This is a genomic window from Comamonas sp. CMM02 (assembly GCF_014851485.1).
In the GTDB taxonomy this organism is placed as follows: Bacteria; Pseudomonadota; Gammaproteobacteria; order Burkholderiales; family Burkholderiaceae_C; genus Comamonas; species Comamonas avium.
The window spans coordinates 1,046,927-1,065,080 of record NZ_JACUZW010000001.1 but is presented as its reverse complement, the minus strand read 5'-3'; the positions used below and the strand labels follow the sequence as shown (position 1 = coordinate 1,065,080).

Here is an 18,154-nt window from a genome sequence, read left to right as displayed (position 1 = left end):
TGCGGGGCAGACCTACAAACAACCCGGCAGTTTTAACGCACACTGGGGCATTCACTCGACAAGGAGACTGCCCCATGCGTGACGCCAACGCCCAACTGCTTTGCCGCCCAGCCACTGTGCTGGGCGTTGTTGTTTCTGCAGCCTTGCTGGCTGCGTGCAGCTCTGCACCTGAGACGGCTGAAAAACGTTTGGCCTACCAGGTTCCAGACCAGCCTGAAGGCAGCTCGGGCTACACCGAAAAACCAGGCTGGGCCACTGAAAAATTTGCTGTGGCTGCCGCCAATCCGCTGGCCACCGATGCAGGCTATCAAGTCCTCAAGGCAGGAGGCAGCGCCATGGATGCCGCCATTGCCGTGCAAATGGTGCTGGGCTTGGTAGAGCCTCAATCGAGCGGTATCGGTGGAGGCGCTTTTTTGCTGCACGCTGCGGGCAGCAAGGTGGAAGCTTATGACGGACGCGAAACCGCACCGGCAGCCGCCACCGAAAACCTTTTCCTGAAGGCCGATGGCAAACCCATGGCCTTTCATGACGCTGTCGTAGGTGGCCGCTCCGTCGGCACCCCAGGGGCGGTGCGCATGCTGGAGCTGGCACACAAGGAGCACGGCAAACTGCCATGGGCCGCCCTGTTTGAGCCCGCTATCAGGCTGGCCGATCAAGGCTTCAAAGTGAGCCCGCGCCTCAACAGCTTGCTGTCCAATGAAAAGTTTCTGGCCAGCGATCCCGTTGCCCGCGCTTATTTCTTTGGTGCTGATGGCAAACCTTTGCCTGTAGGCGCAGTGCTGAAAAACCCCGAATACGCCCAGGTGCTGCGCGCCATTGCCAAGCAAGGCAGCAAGGCCCTGCACGAAGGGGAAGTGGCGCAGGCCATTGTGCAAAAAGTACGCAGCCACCCCACCAACCCGGGGGTTCTGTCGACCCAGGATCTGGCCAATTACCAACCCAAGAAACGGGCAGCACTGTGCTACGACTGGAACCTGCCAGCCACACAAGGCATGCCCGTGCGCAGTTACCAGGTGTGCGGCTTCCCGCCCCCCAGCTCAGGCGCGATTGCCATTGGCCAAATTCTGGGCATCTTGGGCCACACCCCAGCTGCACAAATGCCGCTGGGACAAGACGGTCTGCCCACGGCAGACTGGCTGCACTTTTACACCGAGGCATCCCGCCTGGCATTTGCCGATCGCGCACTCTACGTGGCTGACCCCGATTTTGTTCAGGCCCCCGGCAACAGCTGGATGAACCTGCTGGACCACCGCTATCTGAAAGAACGCTCCAGCCTGATTGGCCAGCAAAGCATGAAGGTGGCACAGGCGGGCAACCCCGCCAAGTTCAAGGTCAGCCAAGCCCCGATGCCCGAGCAGATCGAATACGGCACCAGCCACATCAGCATCGTGGATGCCTTTGGCAACGCACTGGCCATGACCACCACCATTGAAGACCAGTTTGGCAGCCGCCAGATGGTCAAGGGCTTTTTGCTCAACAATGAGTTGACGGACTTCAGCATGGCCCCGAAAGCCGCTGACGGACAGCCCATTGCCAATCGGGTCGAGCCCGGCAAACGCCCTCGCTCATCCATGGCCCCCACACTGGTGTTTGACAAGGCAACGGGCAACGTCATCATGAGTGCCGGCAGCCCTGGCGGCGCACAGATCATTCACTACACAGCCAAAACTTTGCAAGGGGTGCTGGACTGGGGTTTGACGCCGCAGCAAGCCATCAATCTGCCCAATTTCAGCAGCTTGAACGGACCCACGCTGCTGGAGGCCAAACGCTTCCCGGCATCCACCGTTGAGGCCTTGAAGGCCCGTGGCGCCGAGGTCAAAGAGCAAGATCTGACCAGTGGCCTGCAAGCCATTACACGCGGTGAAGCCCACGGCAAAGTATTTTGGTTTGGCGGTGCTGATCCACGCCGTGAAGGCGTGGTGATGGGAGATTGAGCGCACAGCACGCCAAAGCCCATAAAAAAGCCTGACAGCTTCACGCTGTCAGGCTTTTTTTCGCTCAGGCTTGCCGGCCTGAGGCCGCCTTGCGTCAGAACTGGTAGTTGGCACTTACCAGGAATGAGCGCGGTGCGCCTGGCATGGCGTTGGAGCGCCAGTACTCCTTGTCCAGCAGATTGGAGACCGCCATGGTCACCGTCCACGGTGCTGCGCGCCAGCCTACCAGCGCATCCCAGCGGGTGTAGCCCGGCAAGCGTGCTGTGTTGGCCGCATTGCTCCAGCGCGCGCTGGTATGGGTCACGCCCACCTCTGCATACCACGGACCGGCAGGTGCATAGCGCACAAACAGATTGCCGTTGCGCTTGGCCGTGTTTTGCAAATCCAGGCCGACATTGGCAGGGGCCTGCTGGTCTTCAACCACCTTGGCACTCATGAAACCCACACCGCCGCGGACATACCAGCTAGTGGCCAGACGGCCCGAAGCGCTCAGCTCGACACCCCGCGAACGCTCCTTGCCACGGATTGCCCAGATTGTGGGCTGATTGGTGGCATCGGGGCGGTAGCGAATGTTGTAGTGCTCCAGCTGATAAACCGCCATTTGTGTGGACAAGGCGCCATCGAACCAGTCGCTCTTGAGGCCCGCTTCAATCTGGCGAGAGTGCTGTGGCTGGTCGTCATAGACCGCCGTCGCCGACGTATCCACCGAGATGGTGCCGCGCCCGCCGTAAGGCGAGTAGCTCTTGCTGTACGAGGCGTACAGACTCTGGCTAGGCACAGGCTGCCAGACCACACCCACGCGGGGGCTGGTGGAGCTGCCCTCGTAACCGCGCTCAAACCCCGTCACGTAGTTGGTGGAATGAAACTTGAACCGGTCATGGCGCATGCCCAGCAGCACTTTCCACTGCTCTGTCAGGCTGATCAAATCCTGCAGGTACACCGCCTCGGTTTCTCCCTCGTGGCGATTGTTCTGCGTGGGAGCTACCCGGGCTGGTCGTGCCGGCCATGCGCCTGTATTCGGATTGAACGGATCGTACGAGAACGAGCCGGGCACCGTGCCATACACCTTGGGGCGACGCAGCTCCTCGCTGAGTTCCACCCCCACCAGCAGATCGTGCCCGATGCTGCCCGTATTGAACTTGCCAGTCAGATCTACGGTGTTGGCAGTGGTGCGGTTCACGGTCTCCTGCCATGCGTAGTTGGGCCGAATCAGACCCGTGGCGGCGTTGTAGGTGCCCCCAAAGTAGTGGTCAAAATCTTGATTGGCCTCGCGCTGGCTGGCCACCCAGCGCACGCTCCATTTGTCATTGAAGTCGTAGCTCAGGTCAGAGCGAGCCACCTTCAACTGGTCTTGCACATAGTCGCCCGGATGTTGAAAGCCCGTGCGAATGGAGACCCCGGCTGGCATGTTCTCATAGGCTGGCCCGCGGTCTGGTACGCGCCAGACGCTGTCATAGGTGTACTGCCCCGTCCAGCGCAGCCCGTTACGCATATTGATCAGGATGCTGGGCGAGATCATCTCGTTCTTGTTGCGAATGCCATTGCGAAAGCTGTGCGCCTGCTCGCGATCCGCCGTCACACGCACCACCACGTTGGGGTTGATCACATGGTTGATATCAATGGTTCCACCCACGTTTTCCCAGGAACCGCCGCGCAGCATCACGCTGCTTTTGCCATCAAAGCGCGCCTGCTTGCTCACCATGTTGATGATGCCGCCACCGCCGCCACGGCCATACAGCACCGAGCCGGGACCTTTCAGTATCTCGATACGCTCCACGTTGGCCGTGCTGCGGCGCACCTGCCCAGATTCACGGACACCGTCACGGTAAATGTCCCCTGCATCCGCACTGAAACCGCGAATCAGCACGCCTTCACCACGCATGTCGTAGGTGGTATTGACGCCCGGAACACCATCGAGCATGACGGACAGGTCATTGATGCCGTAGCTCTTGTATTTGTTGACTTCCAGCGTATCGATGGTCTGCGGAATGTCTTTGGGCGCCATGTAGGTTTTGGTCGCCGTGGTCACACCTTCTGGGCGCACATCGTCCGCATCGTATTCCGAGGCCTTCACCTGCACGACAGGCAGTGCTTGAACCTCTTGCTCCGTCATCTCCTGCGCCTGAACCAGGCACTGCACCCCCAGCATCAGCACCGCCACCACCACAGGCCTCAGCACACCGGCTTGACCTTGGCCAGCGCCCCGAGTCAGGACTTGTTTGTTGCGCGTCATCACGCCCTCCCTCCGGGCTTTTACAGCCCTTGAAATGAAAGAACTAGATTCTAAATGAGAATCAGTATTAATTAGATCTGATGTTGGTCAAGTTTGAAAGTCGTGGCATTCCTGCCACAAGCACCTGGGTGAAGGTAGTGGCTGTGCAGCACCGGCCATTGCTGCATCGCCATCCCAGGACCTAAAAAATGTCTGCAAAGCGCTCAGGTGGCTGCGGCCGCCACAGCCGCCTTGAGCAAGGCGCGTCGCTTGAAATAGCGCTTGCATCCTTAAACTGTTCATGGCGGACCCAAACAGGCTTGCAGTTGTCTGGATGGGCTGTGCACCGCGCAAAACCACATTCCGATGCTTTCTTCCTACAACTGAAGCCCCTGTTTACCTGTGCCGATGCCAGCCACTGTTGCTATGGTTCTTTCAACCTTTTTTGACGCTCATCGCTGATCCCTCATGGCTTTACGTCTGCGCTTCACTCTCTGCGTTACTGCGGCATCCATGCTGCTGCTCAGTGCCTGCGGTTTACCACCAGCCTCGCACCCTGCGCCCGACAGCCAGGCCATTGCGCCAGATATCTCCGCCAGCACCCATCTGGGGCAAGCACACGCGGCCTTGCGTGCCAAGGCACGAGCTGGCGCCACGCAGTCCGGCATCTATGCCCTGTACGACCCGCAAGAAGCGTTTGCTGCGCGCAGCTTGCTGGCGCGTGCGGCCCAGCAAACGCTGGATGTGCAGTACTACATCTGGCGCAATGACAAAACGGGCTTGCTGCTGCTGCACGAACTTTTGAGGGCTGCGGACCGGGGTGTGCGCGTGCGGCTGTTGATCGATGACGGCGGCACCTCCGGGCTGGACGACGAACTGCAGGCGTTGAGCCGCCACCCGAATGTGCAAGTGCGTCTGTTCAACCCCTTTGCGCTGCGTGGCTGGCTCAAGCCCGTGGGCTACGTCACAGAATTCAAGCGCGCGAACCGGCGCATGCACAACAAATCTTTGTCAGCCGATGGACAGGCCAGCATTGTGGGTGGCCGCAATGTCGGCAATGAATATTTTGGCGCGACCGATGGCGTGTTGTTTGCCGACTTGGACGTGCTCACCATTGGCCCCGTGGTGCAAGCCATTGAGCAAGACTTTGATCGTTACTGGAACAATGTCGCAGCCTACCCAGTTGATCAAGTTGTACGCCAAGCACCACGACTGACCCTGGATGCACTGCGCAGCAACGGCGCAGCGCTAGAGCAATCGCCGCAGGCACAAAGCTACCGCCACGCCCTGGAAAACACACCGCTGGTGCAGCACCTGTTGCAAGCACAGCTTCCCATGGAGTGGGCGGCGGCGCACCTGGTCAGTGATCCCCCAGAAAAAATTCAAGCCCAGGCCGAGCACAAAACCTTGATTGGCGAGCAAATGCGCAGGGCCATTGGGATACCCAAGCAGTCGCTCGATCTGGTCTCGCCCTACTTTGTGCCGACACAGGCCGGGGTAGAGGCCTTTGCACAACTGCGCTCACAGGGCCTGCGCATACGCATCTTGACCAATGCGCTGGAGGCCACAGACGTCGCCATCGTTCACGCCGGTTATGCCAAGTACCGCAAGCAGCTGCTGCAAGCGGGCATTGAGCTGTACGAAATGCGCGGGCAGGCACCGGAGTACGCCGGTGAAGATGAAAAACTCAAGCTCAATTTCACTCAGTTCGGCAGCTCAGGCACCAGCTTGCATGCAAAAACCTTTGCAGTCGATGGTCAGCGTGCCTTTGTCGGTTCATTCAATTTCGACCCGCGCTCCATGCTGCTCAACACCGAGATGGGCCTGCTGATTGAAAGCCCCACCCTTGCCAAGCAAATCAGCGAAAGCTTTGACTCGCAAATCCCCTCGCGGGCGTTTCGGGTGAGCCTGGACGAGGAAGGCCATTTGCGCTGGATCAGTGGCGTGGGTCAGTCACCGCCGCAATACACCACTGAGCCACAGACACGGTGGTATCAGCGCTGGACGATATGGTTTTTAGGTCTGCTGCCTATTGAATGGTTGCTCTAAAAAATATTCATAGATTTCCTCTGCGTACCGACGAACGGCACTACCATTTCAGGCATGCCCCGCCAGAACACCTGCCCTGCAGACTTTCCGTCATTCATCTTGCGCCAGATTGAAGAAGTTGCCCAACGCATCGTCACTGCACGCAAAGCCCGGGGAGAAACGCAGGCGCAGTGGGCCGAAAAACTGGGCATCTCGCAGCCCACCATGGCACGCATAGAGCGCGGCGACCCAGCTATTGCCACTGCGACATATGTCATGTGCCTGTGGCTGGTCAACCCACAGTTGAACCTGCTTGGGTTACTGGGCAGTTGCGCCCCTGCACAGCCTGATTTCCTGGTTCCAGTGACTCAAGCCCAAACCCTGAATACCGCTTCTGTGGCCGATGAGTTTGCCGATCTGCTGGCCCAGTGGCCCATGTGCAGTCAGTAAGTGCAGTGGGGTGGGAGCAATGGGCGGGTGCTGCAGGCGCGGCAAAAGCGGCCAGATACTTCTGCGCCTAATCCCCAAAGCGCTCGCGGTAAGCCACAGGGGTGATGCCCAGCCGTTTTTGAAACAGATGACGCAGCGCTTGCTCAGAGCCCAGACCGACCTTGGCGGCAACCGTTTTCAATGGCAAATCGCCGCGTGTTTCCAGCAATTGCTTGGCCCCCTCAAGGCGTGCGTTCTCCACAAAAACACTGGGGGGACAGCCTGCTTCCTGCTGAAAAATGCGACGAAAGTTGCGCTCGCTCATCGCCGCCTTGCCCGCCAGCAGAGCCAGCGGCATGGGCTGATCCAGATGCTCCAGCACCCACTGCTGCACCATGCCAATACCGCTGTGCTGCGTAGCCTGCGCGGCCAGGGATACGCTGAACTGCGACTGACCGCCCGGGCGTTTGAGATACATGACCAGGTCGCGCGCCACCTGCAGTGCCAGCGCATGGCCAAAGTCATGCTCCACCACCGCCAGCGCCAGATCAATGCCGGCAGTGACGCCGGCCGAAGTCCAGAGCTGACGCTTACCGTCGCTGTCCTTGATTTCGTCGCACACATAGATTGCATCGGCATCCACCTGCACCCGCGGATAACGCTGGGCAAGCGCTGCGGCCACACTCCAGTGCGTCGCCGCACGGCGATCATCGAGCAGACCGGCTGCCGCCAGAAAGAAGCTGCCGCTGCACAGCGCGATCATGCGCCCGACCCCGGGAGCCACTCGCGCCACCCAGTCCACCAGCTCGGGCGAAGCCGCCAGCACCTGCTCGATATGGCGCGCACCCACCAGCAGCACCGTGCAGCCCGTGCCCTCGGCTTCGACCTGCGCCAGGGTATGGCTGGCCTGCAAGCCCATCAAGGTATCCGAAGGCACCTGACCGGCCTGTGAGGCCACCACCCGCACCACATATCCGTCAGGCAGGCCTTTGTGCCTCAGATGCACATTGGCATAGTCAAACACGGACATGGGACCTATGGCCTCCAGCGCCTTGAAGCCGGGGTAGACAACCAGATCGACGCGGTGGGCGCCAGCGTGATGGTGTTCCATACAAAAATCAGAGCAGTTCGAGCATTTACAACCAGCGCTGCAGGCACTTGCAGCGCACAGACCCAGACTATACGCAAGCCCTCTGGGCACCTGGTTGTGGCAGGTGCATCCACTGCTAAAGTCCAGGGCTTCTGCCCCTTTTCCTGCCCATGATTCCCGGACCTCTTTTCACGCTGCCCATGTTGCTGCTGCTGCTCGCCCCCTGGGTGGCAGCCGGCCTGAGCCTGTGGCTGCTGCTGCGCGGGCTGTTCTGGTGGCTGCACCATAGGCACACACCCGCCTCTGAACGCCCGCCGTTCTGGCACTGGCTCGTCGTGGTGGTGGCGATACTGGCCCTGGCCGGCGATCTATGGGGCCTGGTGCTGGCGCGCAAGCTGGTGCAGATTGAAGAGGCCGTGACGCTGCGGGCCCACTATCGCGAGAGCCGACAGCGCTTTGTGCTGCCCGAGGACTTCCGCTATGGCGAGCAGCTATTTCCCAAAGGCACCCTGATCAATCGCTACGACGCCTTTGACAACGGCGAGCGCCAGCGACCGCTTGGTCTGCGAGGACTGAGTGCGGCGCGCTTCACGCAGCCAGTCCAGATCGCGGGCGCCTGGGTCAGCGCCATCGGCAACGGCGGGTTGGAGCTGGCCCGCGACCAGCGCCTCGGCCCGGTATTCCATTTCGACCCCGATGCCAAGCCAGGTTATGGCGCCTGGGTGGTCGACCCGAAGCGCCCCTATCTGCAATGCCGCAAGGGCGATATCGCCAGCCTGCATGTGCCCTTGATCGACTATGACATCCAGGCCGAGTTTCTGGTCGGAGCGCCTGACGGCCCCAAGGCGCGCTACCGTCCCAGTCAATGGGGGTTCATCGATTGCAAGGAGGGCAAGCCCGCGATTGAAGTGCAACCCGCCTATGAAGGCCCTGCACCGCCAGGCGCACAGCTGCCGGTATGGGGGACGCTGATACCGAATGAGGATTGAGCTGGAGACGCCGGGCGCACCATGACCCCATTTGCTGGTGCGGTCAGCACACCCAAGCTGGCTTCGGCTTGATGACAGACCTGACGAGCTGCCCTTCCTGCAAAGGAGCTTTCCAATCAACCTCGCGGGATCAGTCGCCTCATAGGCTGTGCCGGAAATTTCAATGCTTCGACGCATGCAGCCTGAACCACCAGCAAGAACGCGGTCAAGTTGCGGATGATGTTCAAGGGTCCACCAGTGGCAGGATGGATGCTGACCATGCCAGCCCCGATGTTGGAGGCCTCAGCCGGAGTGCAAAGCGGCTGATCAGGATTCATGGCATCGCCAGCCGACGAAAGACGATCCAGCGAACCGTGTGACATTCGGCCAAAGAGCCGCCATCTGCGGCCACGAATTTCCATAGGGCAGCGGGATCACCTACATTCACACTTCACAATCGGTACGCCCAGCCAGGCCTCGGCCCCGCCTCGGGCAGCCACCGCATCCTCAGCCTTCCAAGAAAGACCTGCCATGAAATCCCGCGCCGCTGTTGCCTTTAAAGCTGGTGAACCCCTGCAAATTGTGGAAATCGACGTCGCGCCCCCGCAAAAAGGCGAGGTGCTGATCAAAATCACCGACACCGGTGTGTGCCACACCGATGCATTCACCCTGAGCGGTGAAGACCCCGAAGGCTTGTTCCCCGTTGTACTGGGCCATGAAGGCGCCGGCATTGTGGTGCAGGTGGGTGAAGGCGTGACCAGCGTCAAACCCGGTGACCATGTCATTCCTTTGTACACCGCCGAATGCGGCGAGTGCCTGTTTTGCAAGAGCGGAAAAACCAATCTGTGCACCGCTGTGCGCGCCACCCAGGGCAAAGGCGTGATGCCCGACGGCACCACCCGCTTTAGCTACAACGGCCAGCCCATCTACCACTACATGGGTTGCTCCACTTTCTCGGAGTACACCGTGGTGGCCGAAGTCTCGCTGGCCAAGATCAACCCCGATGCCAACCCGGAGCAGGTCTGCCTGCTGGGCTGCGGCGTAACCACCGGTCTGGGCGCTGTCAAGAACACCGCCAAGGTACAAGAAGGTGACACCGTGGCTGTGTTTGGTTTGGGAGGCATTGGCCTGGCTGTCATTCAAGGCGCCAAGCAAGCCAAGGCGGGCCGCATCATTGCCGTGGACACCAACCCCAGCAAGTTCGATCTGGCCAAGACTTTTGGCGCCACCGACTGCATCAACCCCAAGGACTTTGACAAGCCCATTCAGCAAGTCATCGTAGAGATGACCACCTGGGGCGTGGACCACAGCTTTGAGTGCATTGGCAATACCAGCGTGATGCGCGCCGCACTGGAATGCGCGCACCGTGGCTGGGGCCAGAGCGTGATCATTGGTGTGGCCGGTGCAGGCCAAGAAATCTCCACCCGCCCCTTCCAGCTGGTAACCGGCCGCAAGTGGATGGGCACTGCTTTTGGCGGTGTCAAGGGCCGCAGCGAGCTGCCCGGCATGGTGGAAGACGCAATGAGCGGCAAGATCCAGCTCGAACCCTTCGTCACCCACACCATGGGGCTGGACAAGATCAACGAAGCGTTTGACCTGATGCACGAAGGCAAGTCGATCCGCTCGGTGGTCAAGTACTGACAGAACCCGTCACCAGGCATGGTGTGAACTACCGCAATTAACAAAGGCCACCGCTAGCGGTGGCCTTTGTTGTTTCTAGCAGTCAGCGCCGGCAGGGCTCTCAGACCAGACTCTCTCCGCTAAGCTGCGCCTGGCGCACATCCTTGAAGACTCCCACACTCAAAACAGCCAGCACCCCCACCGTAATGATCGGCCAGATCAGCACATAAAAGCTCAACCAAAAAACAGACATAAGAGCACTCCTTCACAAACAAAACAAACAAAAAGTCGGGACATGGACACGTTAACGTGCTTGAAAACTGGTGATGCGCTGACCAATCAGGTCAAAGTCAAAGCGCTGGCGATTGCCTAGGCTGAGCAAGGTGCAGACCAGCGCGCTGACGCCATAGGCCAGCAGTGAGCTGAGCAGTACCTGGTAGTTGCGCAGCTGATCCATCGCCCAGGGCATCAGGGCCAGCGCTGCAAGCAGCCCAATGCATAAGCCAGCGCGTCGACCCAGCAGGCCAAATGCCATCAGGCCAATCACCACGCCACCACCGATACAGCCCAGAAATTCCAGCACATAGGCCGTACCACCAGTTAATGGCAGCAGGTTAAAACGCACCAGCAAAAACACCGTAAACGCAGACAAGACAGCCAAGGTAAAGGCCTTGTTACTGACCTGATCCCAGTACAGGCTGACGATGACCGGAAAAACAATGCAGCCCCACAGCGCTCCTACAAACACCAGCATGGAAAGGATGTCCAGCTTGAGATAGGCAAAGCAAACCCCCAGTGTTGTGGCCAGCACCATCGTCAAACGCCCCAGCCAAACCATAACGCGGGGATTCGGTTTACCACGCGCCAGGTTTTTGCCATAGATATCCGTCATGGCAATGGAGGCCAGGGCAGCCAGATCAGAGTCAGCAGTTGACGACAACGAGCCAATGACCAAGATGAAGAACAGACAGATCAGTGCCGGTGGCAAATAGGTAGCAGCCATCTGAGGCACCAGATTATTCAGATCGCCATTCAATGGCACCACCCCAGCCAGCAGTGCTAAAAAGCCCAGCATGCCAAGGCCGATGACGATAGCGCCGTAGCCCACCGAGGCAGTCAGAAAAGTCGGCTTGATCAAATCCTCGCGCACCGCAAACAAGCGCTGCGCAATGGTCTGATTGCCAATGGCATAGGCCAGCACGGCCACAAAGTACGGGGCGCCTTGTTCGAGAATGGCTTTTTCAGAAAAAAAGCTCGCCTGCTCTACATCCAGACGGTGCCAGCCCTGCACAAACAGATCCGGGCCTCCCAGCGCAAAGAACATGAACGGAATGATGATCACCGCAGCCAAAATCATGGCTACCAGCTGGGCGAAATCGGTCAGCACCGATGCTCTGAAACCCGACCACAGCGTATAGGACAACACACCCACGGCGACAATCAGCACCCCTTGCAGGAAGCTCAATGGCGACAACATGGAGACCAATGCGCCAGCTGCTGTGAAATTAACCATCAGGCTGATGACGCTGCCCAATACATTGGACAGCGCCAGAATCATCTGACTGCATCGCCCATGCCGGGCATGCATGATTTCTGCCAGCGTATGGGCATGCGGGGCGATCTGACGAAAACGTTTGCCAAAAGGGTAGACGAACAAAATCATCAGCGCGCCCCAGAACCCGTAATGCACAGCACCGGACAGCCCGTATTGATAGCCAGAGGTGGCTGCGGCGTAAATGGAGGCCGCCCAGACCCAGGTGGCGGTCATGCTGGAGGCAGACATGCCAAAGCCGATGGAACCGTTGGATGTCATGTAGCCGTCGGCGCTCTCCTCCTTCTGGCCAATGCGCATGGTCATCCAGAAAGACAAGCCGTAGAAGGCAAATAACAAAAGTAAAACGGTTGTCAGCGATAGCTGCTGCATGGGTGCTCCACAGAAAGCGGTTGTGCTCTGTGGTGACAGACAAATGCGCGCAGCCCTGCACACCACGTGTCAGAGCGACTGCGGTGCAGATCAAGGGTTTTGCGAATATGTTCAGCTGCGCCCAAATGGGCGCTACCGCAGACAAAACCGCCAAATTAAAAAAAAGACCGGAAGCGGCTTGCGAAAGCAGCCTTCCCGGGATTTGCAGCCTTGTGGGCCTGTTGAAAATGACTGCTTGAAAACAGCCATTGCAGGGAATGACAGGGGTAACCCATGTTGCGCGACACGATATGTGCCTCAGCGTGCTTGCAGCGTGTGCAAGCCGAAGTGCGGATGAACGCATTCCCTAGATAGCCTCGAAGGATACTCTGCTGAGTACTTTTAGTCAAGGCGTGCAAGCCATAGCCACTATCTTTTATGCAGCGCGCAAGTACCAGTGGATTGTCGGGTCGCAGCGCCAGCGCCCTCCGCTTTCGGCCCACTAGAGCGACAATGCCTTACTTTTTATTTTTGCCTAGCTGCACCTTCATGTCCTTTTCCGCTCTGGGCCTTGCCCCATCGCTCGCCCATGCGGCCCAGGCCCAGGGCCTGATTGCCCCTACGGCCATTCAGTCCCAAGCCATTCCTGCGATTTTGAATGGCCAGGACCTGCGTGCCTGCGCACCCACAGGTTCGGGCAAGACAGCAGCGTATGTGCTGCCCCTGCTGCAAGCATGGATGCTGAGCGACGCTGGTCAGCGCCAAGGCAGCCGCAATACGCAGGCGTTGTTGCTGGTACCTACACGCGAGCTGGCCAGCCAAGTGGCTGAGCTGATCTACCACCTGGGCGAAGCCATGGGCCGCCGCCCCAAGGTGGCGGTACTCACTGGTGGCGTGTCCATCAACCCGCAGCTCATGGCATTGCGCGGTGGTGTGGACGTGGTGATTGCTACGCCCGGTCGCTTGCTGGACGTGGTGGCCCACAGCCAGCTCAAGCTCAGCACCATCCAGACCTTGGTGATGGATGAGGCCGACCGCCTGATGGACTTGGGTTTTGCCGAAGAGCTGGAACAAATTCTGGCCCTGCTGCCCGCCAAGGGCCAGCGCCAGACCTTGCTGCTTTCAGCCACTTTTGGCCCCAGCGTACAAAACCTGGTGGGCCAGCTGCTGCGCGAAGGCCACCACAGCGTCGAGATTGAATCGACCCACCAGCAAGACGCCACCATTGCCCAGCGTGCCATCCATATCGATGCAGCACGCCGCAGTGCATTGCTGCGTGAACTGGTCGAGCAGCACCCCGGCCAGCGTGTACTGGTGTTTGTGGCCAGCCGCTACAGCGCTGAACATGTCGCCAACAAGCTGTACGCAAAGAAGATTTTTGCTACCGCTTTTCACGGCGAGTTGAGCCAGGGCGCACGCGACAAAGTGCTCAGTGAATTCAAAGCCGGTCAATGGCAGGTGCTGGTGACCACCGATCTGGCATCGCGCGGCATTCACATTGAAGCGCTGCCCGTGGTGATCAACTACGACCTGCCACGCTCGCCCGACGACTACACCCACCGCATTGGCCGCACTGGCCGCGCTGGCCTGAGCGGGACGGCTATCAGCTTTGTATCGCCCGATGCACTGGCGCACTGGCAACTGATTGCCAAGCGCAATGCGCTGGAGATCGAGCTGGAGACTTTGCCCAAATACCCCGTCACCGAAGCCGCCCCACAGCGCCAGCCACATGAAGACGGCAACAACGGCGGCATCAAAGGCAAGCGCATGAGTAAAAAAGACAAGCTGCGTGCTGCGGCGGCCAGCGGACAAAAATCCAGCGACTGAGCGCACAGCACCCTCATCGCCCTCAAAAAGCCACGCCTCAGAGCGTGGCTTTTTAACGCATGAGGGCCCAGGCGGGCATCGCTTGAAAGCTCAGCGCCCTGCGTCCGTGCTTGCCTCAGCATCAGCACTGACCTCTACATCCTCTTGTGTGGCCTCGTGCAGCGCTTCGGGCTCCAGCTCCTCGGCAGAACGGTTCAGATGCACAAACATGCCCCAGCCAAACAGCATGGCCCCCACACCCACCATCAGCGCTGCTGAATAGATAAGGTTACTGGGCGACTCCTGCCCTTTGAACGTGGCTATCAGTGCCTCAATCGCCAGCGCCACCACCACCACTACCAGAAAGCGCGACAGGAAACGCCGCACCCGCGTAGGCCCGGCAATGCTGGCGTCGCGCACCACCTCTTCTTCCACCACCGTCTGGCTGATCTGCAGCGCCACTACCGCAGCGGCCAGCACGCCCATGGCCTCCACCATGTGCAGCGTGGAATCCCCATCAAATCCCTGTATCAGCGCGCCCCAGCCCTTGCTAATCGCAATCCACAGCAAGGCCAGTGACACCAGGGCAAACAGCAGTGCCATCAGTGCATGCACGGCAGTGAACAAAAAGTGAACAGCTTTCATGGCATGTATGGCTCAAAAATGCAGATGCGCCATCTTTTCACCACCTCAGCGCCCACCGCGTAGGACGACATACAGTCAGGCATTTCAGCTGTCTTTCAGGGACTTGCAGCGGGCTGATGCATACAGCCCCTACACTGCTTGGCAACGTCTTTGCATACAGACTTGTCATTTAAAAATAAGAGCTGCCTTCGCTTTACTGCATTGATTTTCAAATATAAAACTATCTGAAAATCAATATACATAAGCGGTAACAGCTCTTTTATTAGGAGTATCTAATTTCATGTCCACCCCGTTTGAACTCCTGACTGCACACGCCTGCTACGGTGGTGCACAACGCTTTTACAAGCACGATTCACGCGAAATCGGCTTGCCCATGAAGTTCTCGGTCTACCTGCCACCCAAGGCGGTCCTGGGCGAAAAAGTGCCGGCACTGCTATATCTGGCCGGCTTGACATGCACCGAAGAAACCTTCATGGCCAAGGCGGGCGCACAGCGCCTGGCGGCTGAACTGGGGCTTGCGCTGATCACCTGCGACACCAGCCCGCGCGATGCCAACGTGCCCGGCCAGGCCGATGCCTGGGACTTTGGCGTGGGCGCGGGCTTTTACCTGAACGCTCAACAAGCGCCGTGGGAGCAAAACTGGCGCATGGAAAGCTACATCATCGATGAGCTGCTGCCCATGCTGGGCCGCTACCTGCCCATTGACATGCAACGGCTGGGTATTTTTGGCCACAGCATGGGCGGCCACGGCGCACTCACGCTGGCACTGCGTCATCCCGGCATATTCAAAAGCGTCTCGGCCTTTGCCCCCATTGCCAACCCCAGCAGCTGCGCATGGGGCCAAAAGGCATTCACCGGCTATCTGGGGAGCAACGAGGCAGTATGGGCGCAACACGACGCCACACGCCTGATGGAATCGCAGGGCAAAGCCCCCTACCCCGCAGGCATACTGATTGACCAAGGCATGGCCGACAAATTTCTGCACGAAAAGCAATTGCTGCCCGAAGCCTTTGAAGCGGCCTGCGCCAAAGTCGGCCAGCCCCTGGTGCTGCGCCAGCAAGCGGGCTATGACCACGGCTACTACTTCATTCAAACCTTCATGGATGACCATCTGCGCCACCACGCGCAGCAACTGGGTCAGTAAGCGCAGCACACATGCACTGCCTGCTATGGGTTGTGGGCTATGGGTGTTACCCAGCACCGGGCAGGCATGACATGCAACACTGACACACAACCATCAAGGCGCAGGCGCCAGAGGCACCTTCAAGGCAACGCCCGTCTGCGCTTTAACTTCTGCGCTTTGATCCAGGCAGCACTCTGATGTACTGAGCCGGTGGCCGCCCTGCATCTTGGAGATATACAAGGCCTGATCAGCCCGGCGCATGATGTCTTGCATGCTGGTATCTGAGGCAGTGAAGTGCGCCAGCCCGATACTCAGCGCGGGCGTCTTTCCGCCTGCGGCATAGCTTGCCAGCGCCTGGTACCCCCGTATCAGCAACTGCTGTGCAAAAGCTCGAATCTCAGCCATGCTGCGCTCTGGGCACAGAACGGCAAACTCATCACCGCCTAAGCGACAGACCAGATAGTCATCCTCAGCGAGCTGCTGCACCGCCTGCGCCAAATCTCTCAGCGCCTGATCGCCCACGGGGTGGCCCTGCCCATCATTGATGGTTTTAAAGTGGTCCACATCAAAGCACACCAGGTAAGCGGGCTGCGCATGGCGTATGAAACCTGCATAGGCTGCATCCAGGGCCTGCATGAAGCGCCTGCGATTGTGCAAACCCGTCAGCTCGTCGCTCAAGGCATGCAACTGCAATTGCTGCTGCAGCTCTTTGCTGGCCGTGATGTTGCTGGCCACCCATAAAACGGCTTTCTCACCGTCATACAGCTGCTCCAGCGCACTGATGCGGCCTTCAAACCAGATAGGCTCTGCGGGGCCTTCTGACGGCAAGCCCAGCACATCGTGTGCACTCAGTTCGTACTCCACCACCAGCATTTTCTGGCAGGTGAGCGCGCTTTGGATTTGCTGCTCAAACCATGCCGCTTTAGCCGGCGCAAGCACGTCTGCAATGCGATTCCCCACCAGGCAGCTGCCGTCGTGGTAGTAGCGCTTGTCTTTTCCACCCAGCACCGCCACGTAGCGCCCCGACTCGGTCAAGATGAAAGTTGGGTCCGGCAAACTATCGCAAATAGCTTGGTATTGAGAAGCGGTGAACAAGGTACCGTCCTGCGTACAAATCGCAAAAGGAAGAGGCACGGATTCTCGCAAATTCATTGACTTACATAGCAAGAAACCAAGCGATAACTAATGGCATTGCCCTCCTGTGCACCCCTGCACATTGCCTTGCAACAAAGCCTTTTTGAAAAACGCCCTTTAGCGCTCCTTGTGCCACCACAACGCCCAGGTTTGCTGCGGACATACGTAGCGCTAGCGCTGCGTTTTGCGCAGCGTGTAGAGATACAGCTGCTCCACCTTCTCGCGTGCCCACGGCGTTTTGCGCAAAAAACGCAGGCTTGATGACATGCTGGGGTCGGCATTAAAGCAGCGCACAGGGATGCGCTCGCCCAGCTCTGCCCAGCCGTAGTAATCCACCAGGTCGGTCAGCATGCGCTCGAGCGTCAGGCCATGTAACGGGTTGCGCGGTTGTTCTTTGGAGTCCATGGCCCTATTTTCCTTGCACACACACCGTGCGTGTTTTTGGATGAATGAATCAACAAAAAGGCCTCGACATAGGTCGAGGCCTTTGGCTTTCTAACAAACTAAAAATTATTCACGCCAGTGTTCAGCCACCCACGTTGCAGGCTTGATGAAACGAAAACGGCGATTACGCCGGCCGGCCAGCGCATCTGGCGGATTGCATTCACCATGAAAAATCACGATGCGCGCGTTGTCAGGCACAAAAGGAGGCTTCCAGAAATTCGTCGGCCAGCTTGGAATACAGTGGTATTTGAAGCTGGGGCACCACTCCTCAGGCCAGTATTTGAGCTTGCCTTGCTTGTGTATGGCATCCGACAAATACGCCTGCTCATTGCGAAACTCTTTGCGAATTTCATCAAAGTGGCGTCGAAAGTACTCCAGCACATCCGGGTGCGCGCCCAGCTCAAAGCGGTACACGGAAGAGTTACCCGTGACGCGCCATGGGCGCTTGTGATCGTGAATGATGAGGAATTCACCCGGATAGGTAAAAAAATCATCCAGCGACCCTGTAATCACCACGTCCACATCCAGAAACAGCGCAGTACCCTTCAGGCCATGCAGGTCTTTGGAGAAGGTCGTCAGCTTGGTCCAGCCTCGCTCAGGAATGCCCGGCGGCAGGTCCAGCGAAGGAATTGGCAGACACTGCACCTCTGAACGTATCCCTTCAGCGTTGTCGGTCAGGCAGACAAAGCGAAAATCACCACTGAGATGGCGGCGCACCATGGCGTACAACCGGTTAACGTATTCCGGTCCGTACTTGGTACCCCATTTCATGCAAAGGATGTGGCGCTCAGATATTGTGGAAGTTGTGGTGGTCATGC

15 protein-coding genes are annotated in these 18,154 nt (G+C 58.8%); 7 read left to right on the top strand and 8 right to left on the bottom strand.

From position 1 onward, the window contains the following. Positions 1 to 74: 74 nt before the first annotated feature. The gene (locus IB213_RS04825; protein WP_192405564.1) at positions 75 to 1,934 is read left to right on the top strand and encodes a gamma-glutamyltransferase family protein; all 1,860 of its coding nucleotides are present in this window, start codon (positions 75 to 77) and stop codon (positions 1,932 to 1,934) included. Between the two features lie 94 nt (positions 1,935 to 2,028). Here IB213_RS04825 and IB213_RS04820 read toward each other — a convergent pair whose 3' ends face one another. Further along, complete coding sequence (locus tag IB213_RS04820) at positions 2,029 to 4,083, bottom strand: TonB-dependent receptor (RefSeq protein ID WP_370551172.1); 2,055 nt, start codon at positions 4,081 to 4,083, stop codon at positions 2,029 to 2,031. Between the two features lie 531 nt (positions 4,084 to 4,614). On the opposite strand from IB213_RS04820, the gene IB213_RS04815 reads away from it, so the two are divergent. Both IB213_RS04815 and IB213_RS18005 read left to right on the top strand, forming a co-directional pair. Then, entirely contained in the window at positions 4,615 to 6,195 is a 1,581-nt protein-coding gene (locus IB213_RS04815) for a phospholipase D family protein (RefSeq protein ID WP_192405562.1), read from the top strand. Positions 6,196 to 6,249: 54 nt separating this feature from the next. Next, complete coding sequence (locus IB213_RS18005) at positions 6,250 to 6,624, top strand: helix-turn-helix domain-containing protein (RefSeq protein ID WP_225560948.1); 375 nt, start codon at positions 6,250 to 6,252, stop codon at positions 6,622 to 6,624. Positions 6,625 to 6,691: 67 nt separating this feature from the next. Here the strand turns inward: IB213_RS18005 and IB213_RS04805 are convergent, their stop codons facing one another. Continuing rightward, a complete protein-coding gene (locus tag IB213_RS04805; RefSeq protein ID WP_192405561.1) occupies positions 6,692 to 7,714 on the bottom strand; it encodes a GlxA family transcriptional regulator in 1,023 nt (340 codons plus the stop codon). Positions 7,715 to 7,863: 149 nt separating this feature from the next. Here IB213_RS04805 and IB213_RS04800 point away from each other — a divergent pair, with 149 nt between their 5' ends. Next, the gene (locus tag IB213_RS04800; RefSeq protein WP_225560947.1) at positions 7,864 to 8,682 is read left to right on the top strand and encodes a hypothetical protein; all 819 of its coding nucleotides are present in this window, start codon (positions 7,864 to 7,866) and stop codon (positions 8,680 to 8,682) included. A gap of 510 nt (positions 8,683 to 9,192) precedes the next feature. Further along, on the top strand, positions 9,193 to 10,302 hold the full coding sequence (locus tag IB213_RS04795; protein WP_192405560.1) for an S-(hydroxymethyl)glutathione dehydrogenase/class III alcohol dehydrogenase: 1,110 nt from the start codon (positions 9,193 to 9,195) through the stop codon (positions 10,300 to 10,302). Positions 10,303 to 10,402: 100 nt separating this feature from the next. On the opposite strand, the gene IB213_RS18000 is transcribed toward IB213_RS04795, so the two are convergent. Next, complete coding sequence (locus IB213_RS18000) at positions 10,403 to 10,534, bottom strand: putative transporter small subunit (RefSeq protein ID WP_225214298.1); 132 nt, start codon at positions 10,532 to 10,534, stop codon at positions 10,403 to 10,405. A 51-nt stretch (positions 10,535 to 10,585) separates the two neighbouring features. Continuing rightward, the gene (locus tag IB213_RS04790; RefSeq protein WP_192405559.1) at positions 10,586 to 12,205 is read right to left on the bottom strand and encodes a sodium:solute symporter family protein; all 1,620 of its coding nucleotides are present in this window, start codon (positions 12,203 to 12,205) and stop codon (positions 10,586 to 10,588) included. 528 nt (positions 12,206 to 12,733) lie between these two features. On the opposite strand from IB213_RS04790, the gene IB213_RS04785 reads away from it, so the two are divergent. Continuing rightward, positions 12,734 to 14,011 carry a DEAD/DEAH box helicase gene (locus IB213_RS04785; RefSeq protein ID WP_191724645.1) on the top strand — a complete coding sequence of 426 codons (1,278 nt, stop codon included), beginning with the start codon at positions 12,734 to 12,736 and terminating at the stop codon, positions 14,009 to 14,011. A 90-nt stretch (positions 14,012 to 14,101) separates the two neighbouring features. Here IB213_RS04785 and IB213_RS04780 read toward each other — a convergent pair whose 3' ends face one another. Next, positions 14,102 to 14,635 (bottom strand): hypothetical protein, encoded by a 534-nt coding sequence (locus IB213_RS04780; RefSeq protein WP_192405558.1) that lies wholly within the window; start codon positions 14,633 to 14,635, stop codon positions 14,102 to 14,104. Between the two features lie 280 nt (positions 14,636 to 14,915). Here IB213_RS04780 and fghA point away from each other — a divergent pair, with 280 nt between their 5' ends. Then, positions 14,916 to 15,779: an S-formylglutathione hydrolase gene (fghA, locus tag IB213_RS04775; protein WP_191724647.1), complete on the top strand. Its 864-nt coding sequence runs from the start codon at positions 14,916 to 14,918 to the stop codon at positions 15,777 to 15,779. 93 nt (positions 15,780 to 15,872) lie between these two features. Here fghA and IB213_RS04770 read toward each other — a convergent pair whose 3' ends face one another. From IB213_RS04770 to IB213_RS04760, 3 genes are all read right to left on the bottom strand, one after another. Further along, the gene (locus tag IB213_RS04770; RefSeq protein ID WP_225560946.1) at positions 15,873 to 16,853 is read right to left on the bottom strand and encodes a GGDEF domain-containing protein; all 981 of its coding nucleotides are present in this window, start codon (positions 16,851 to 16,853) and stop codon (positions 15,873 to 15,875) included. Positions 16,854 to 17,063: 210 nt separating this feature from the next. Beyond that, positions 17,064 to 17,297 (bottom strand): VF530 family DNA-binding protein, encoded by a 234-nt coding sequence (locus IB213_RS04765; protein ID WP_191724649.1) that lies wholly within the window; start codon positions 17,295 to 17,297, stop codon positions 17,064 to 17,066. Positions 17,298 to 17,402: 105 nt separating this feature from the next. After that, the gene (locus IB213_RS04760; protein WP_191724650.1) at positions 17,403 to 18,152 is read right to left on the bottom strand and encodes a glycosyltransferase; all 750 of its coding nucleotides are present in this window, start codon (positions 18,150 to 18,152) and stop codon (positions 17,403 to 17,405) included. Positions 18,153 to 18,154: the final 2 nt, after the last annotated feature.

What these genes read in the sequence shown, in the direction of transcription:
- IB213_RS04825 (WP_192405564.1), top strand. Translation starts at nt 75, where the DNA reads ATGCGTGACGCCAACGCCCAACTGCTTTGCCGCCCAGCCACTGTGCTG.
- IB213_RS04820 (WP_370551172.1), bottom strand. Translation starts at nt 4,083, where the DNA reads ATGCTGGGGGTGCAGTGCCTGGTTCAGGCGCAGGAGATGACGGAGCAA.
- IB213_RS04815 (WP_192405562.1), top strand. Translation starts at nt 4,615, where the DNA reads ATGGCTTTACGTCTGCGCTTCACTCTCTGCGTTACTGCGGCATCCATG.
- IB213_RS18005 (WP_225560948.1), top strand. Translation starts at nt 6,250, where the DNA reads ATGCCCCGCCAGAACACCTGCCCTGCAGACTTTCCGTCATTCATCTTG.
- IB213_RS04805 (WP_192405561.1), bottom strand. Translation starts at nt 7,714, where the DNA reads ATGGAACACCATCACGCTGGCGCCCACCGCGTCGATCTGGTTGTCTAC.
- IB213_RS04800 (WP_225560947.1), top strand. Translation starts at nt 7,864, where the DNA reads ATGATTCCCGGACCTCTTTTCACGCTGCCCATGTTGCTGCTGCTGCTC.
- IB213_RS04795 (WP_192405560.1), top strand. Translation starts at nt 9,193, where the DNA reads ATGAAATCCCGCGCCGCTGTTGCCTTTAAAGCTGGTGAACCCCTGCAA.
- IB213_RS18000 (WP_225214298.1), bottom strand. Translation starts at nt 10,534, where the DNA reads ATGTCTGTTTTTTGGTTGAGCTTTTATGTGCTGATCTGGCCGATCATT.
- IB213_RS04790 (WP_192405559.1), bottom strand. Translation starts at nt 12,205, where the DNA reads ATGCAGCAGCTATCGCTGACAACCGTTTTACTTTTGTTATTTGCCTTC.
- IB213_RS04785 (WP_191724645.1), top strand. Translation starts at nt 12,734, where the DNA reads ATGTCCTTTTCCGCTCTGGGCCTTGCCCCATCGCTCGCCCATGCGGCC.
- IB213_RS04780 (WP_192405558.1), bottom strand. Translation starts at nt 14,635, where the DNA reads ATGAAAGCTGTTCACTTTTTGTTCACTGCCGTGCATGCACTGATGGCA.
- fghA (WP_191724647.1), top strand. Translation starts at nt 14,916, where the DNA reads ATGTCCACCCCGTTTGAACTCCTGACTGCACACGCCTGCTACGGTGGT.
- IB213_RS04765 (WP_191724649.1), bottom strand. Translation starts at nt 17,297, where the DNA reads ATGGACTCCAAAGAACAACCGCGCAACCCGTTACATGGCCTGACGCTC.
- IB213_RS04760 (WP_191724650.1), bottom strand. Translation starts at nt 18,152, where the DNA reads ATGACCACCACAACTTCCACAATATCTGAGCGCCACATCCTTTGCATG.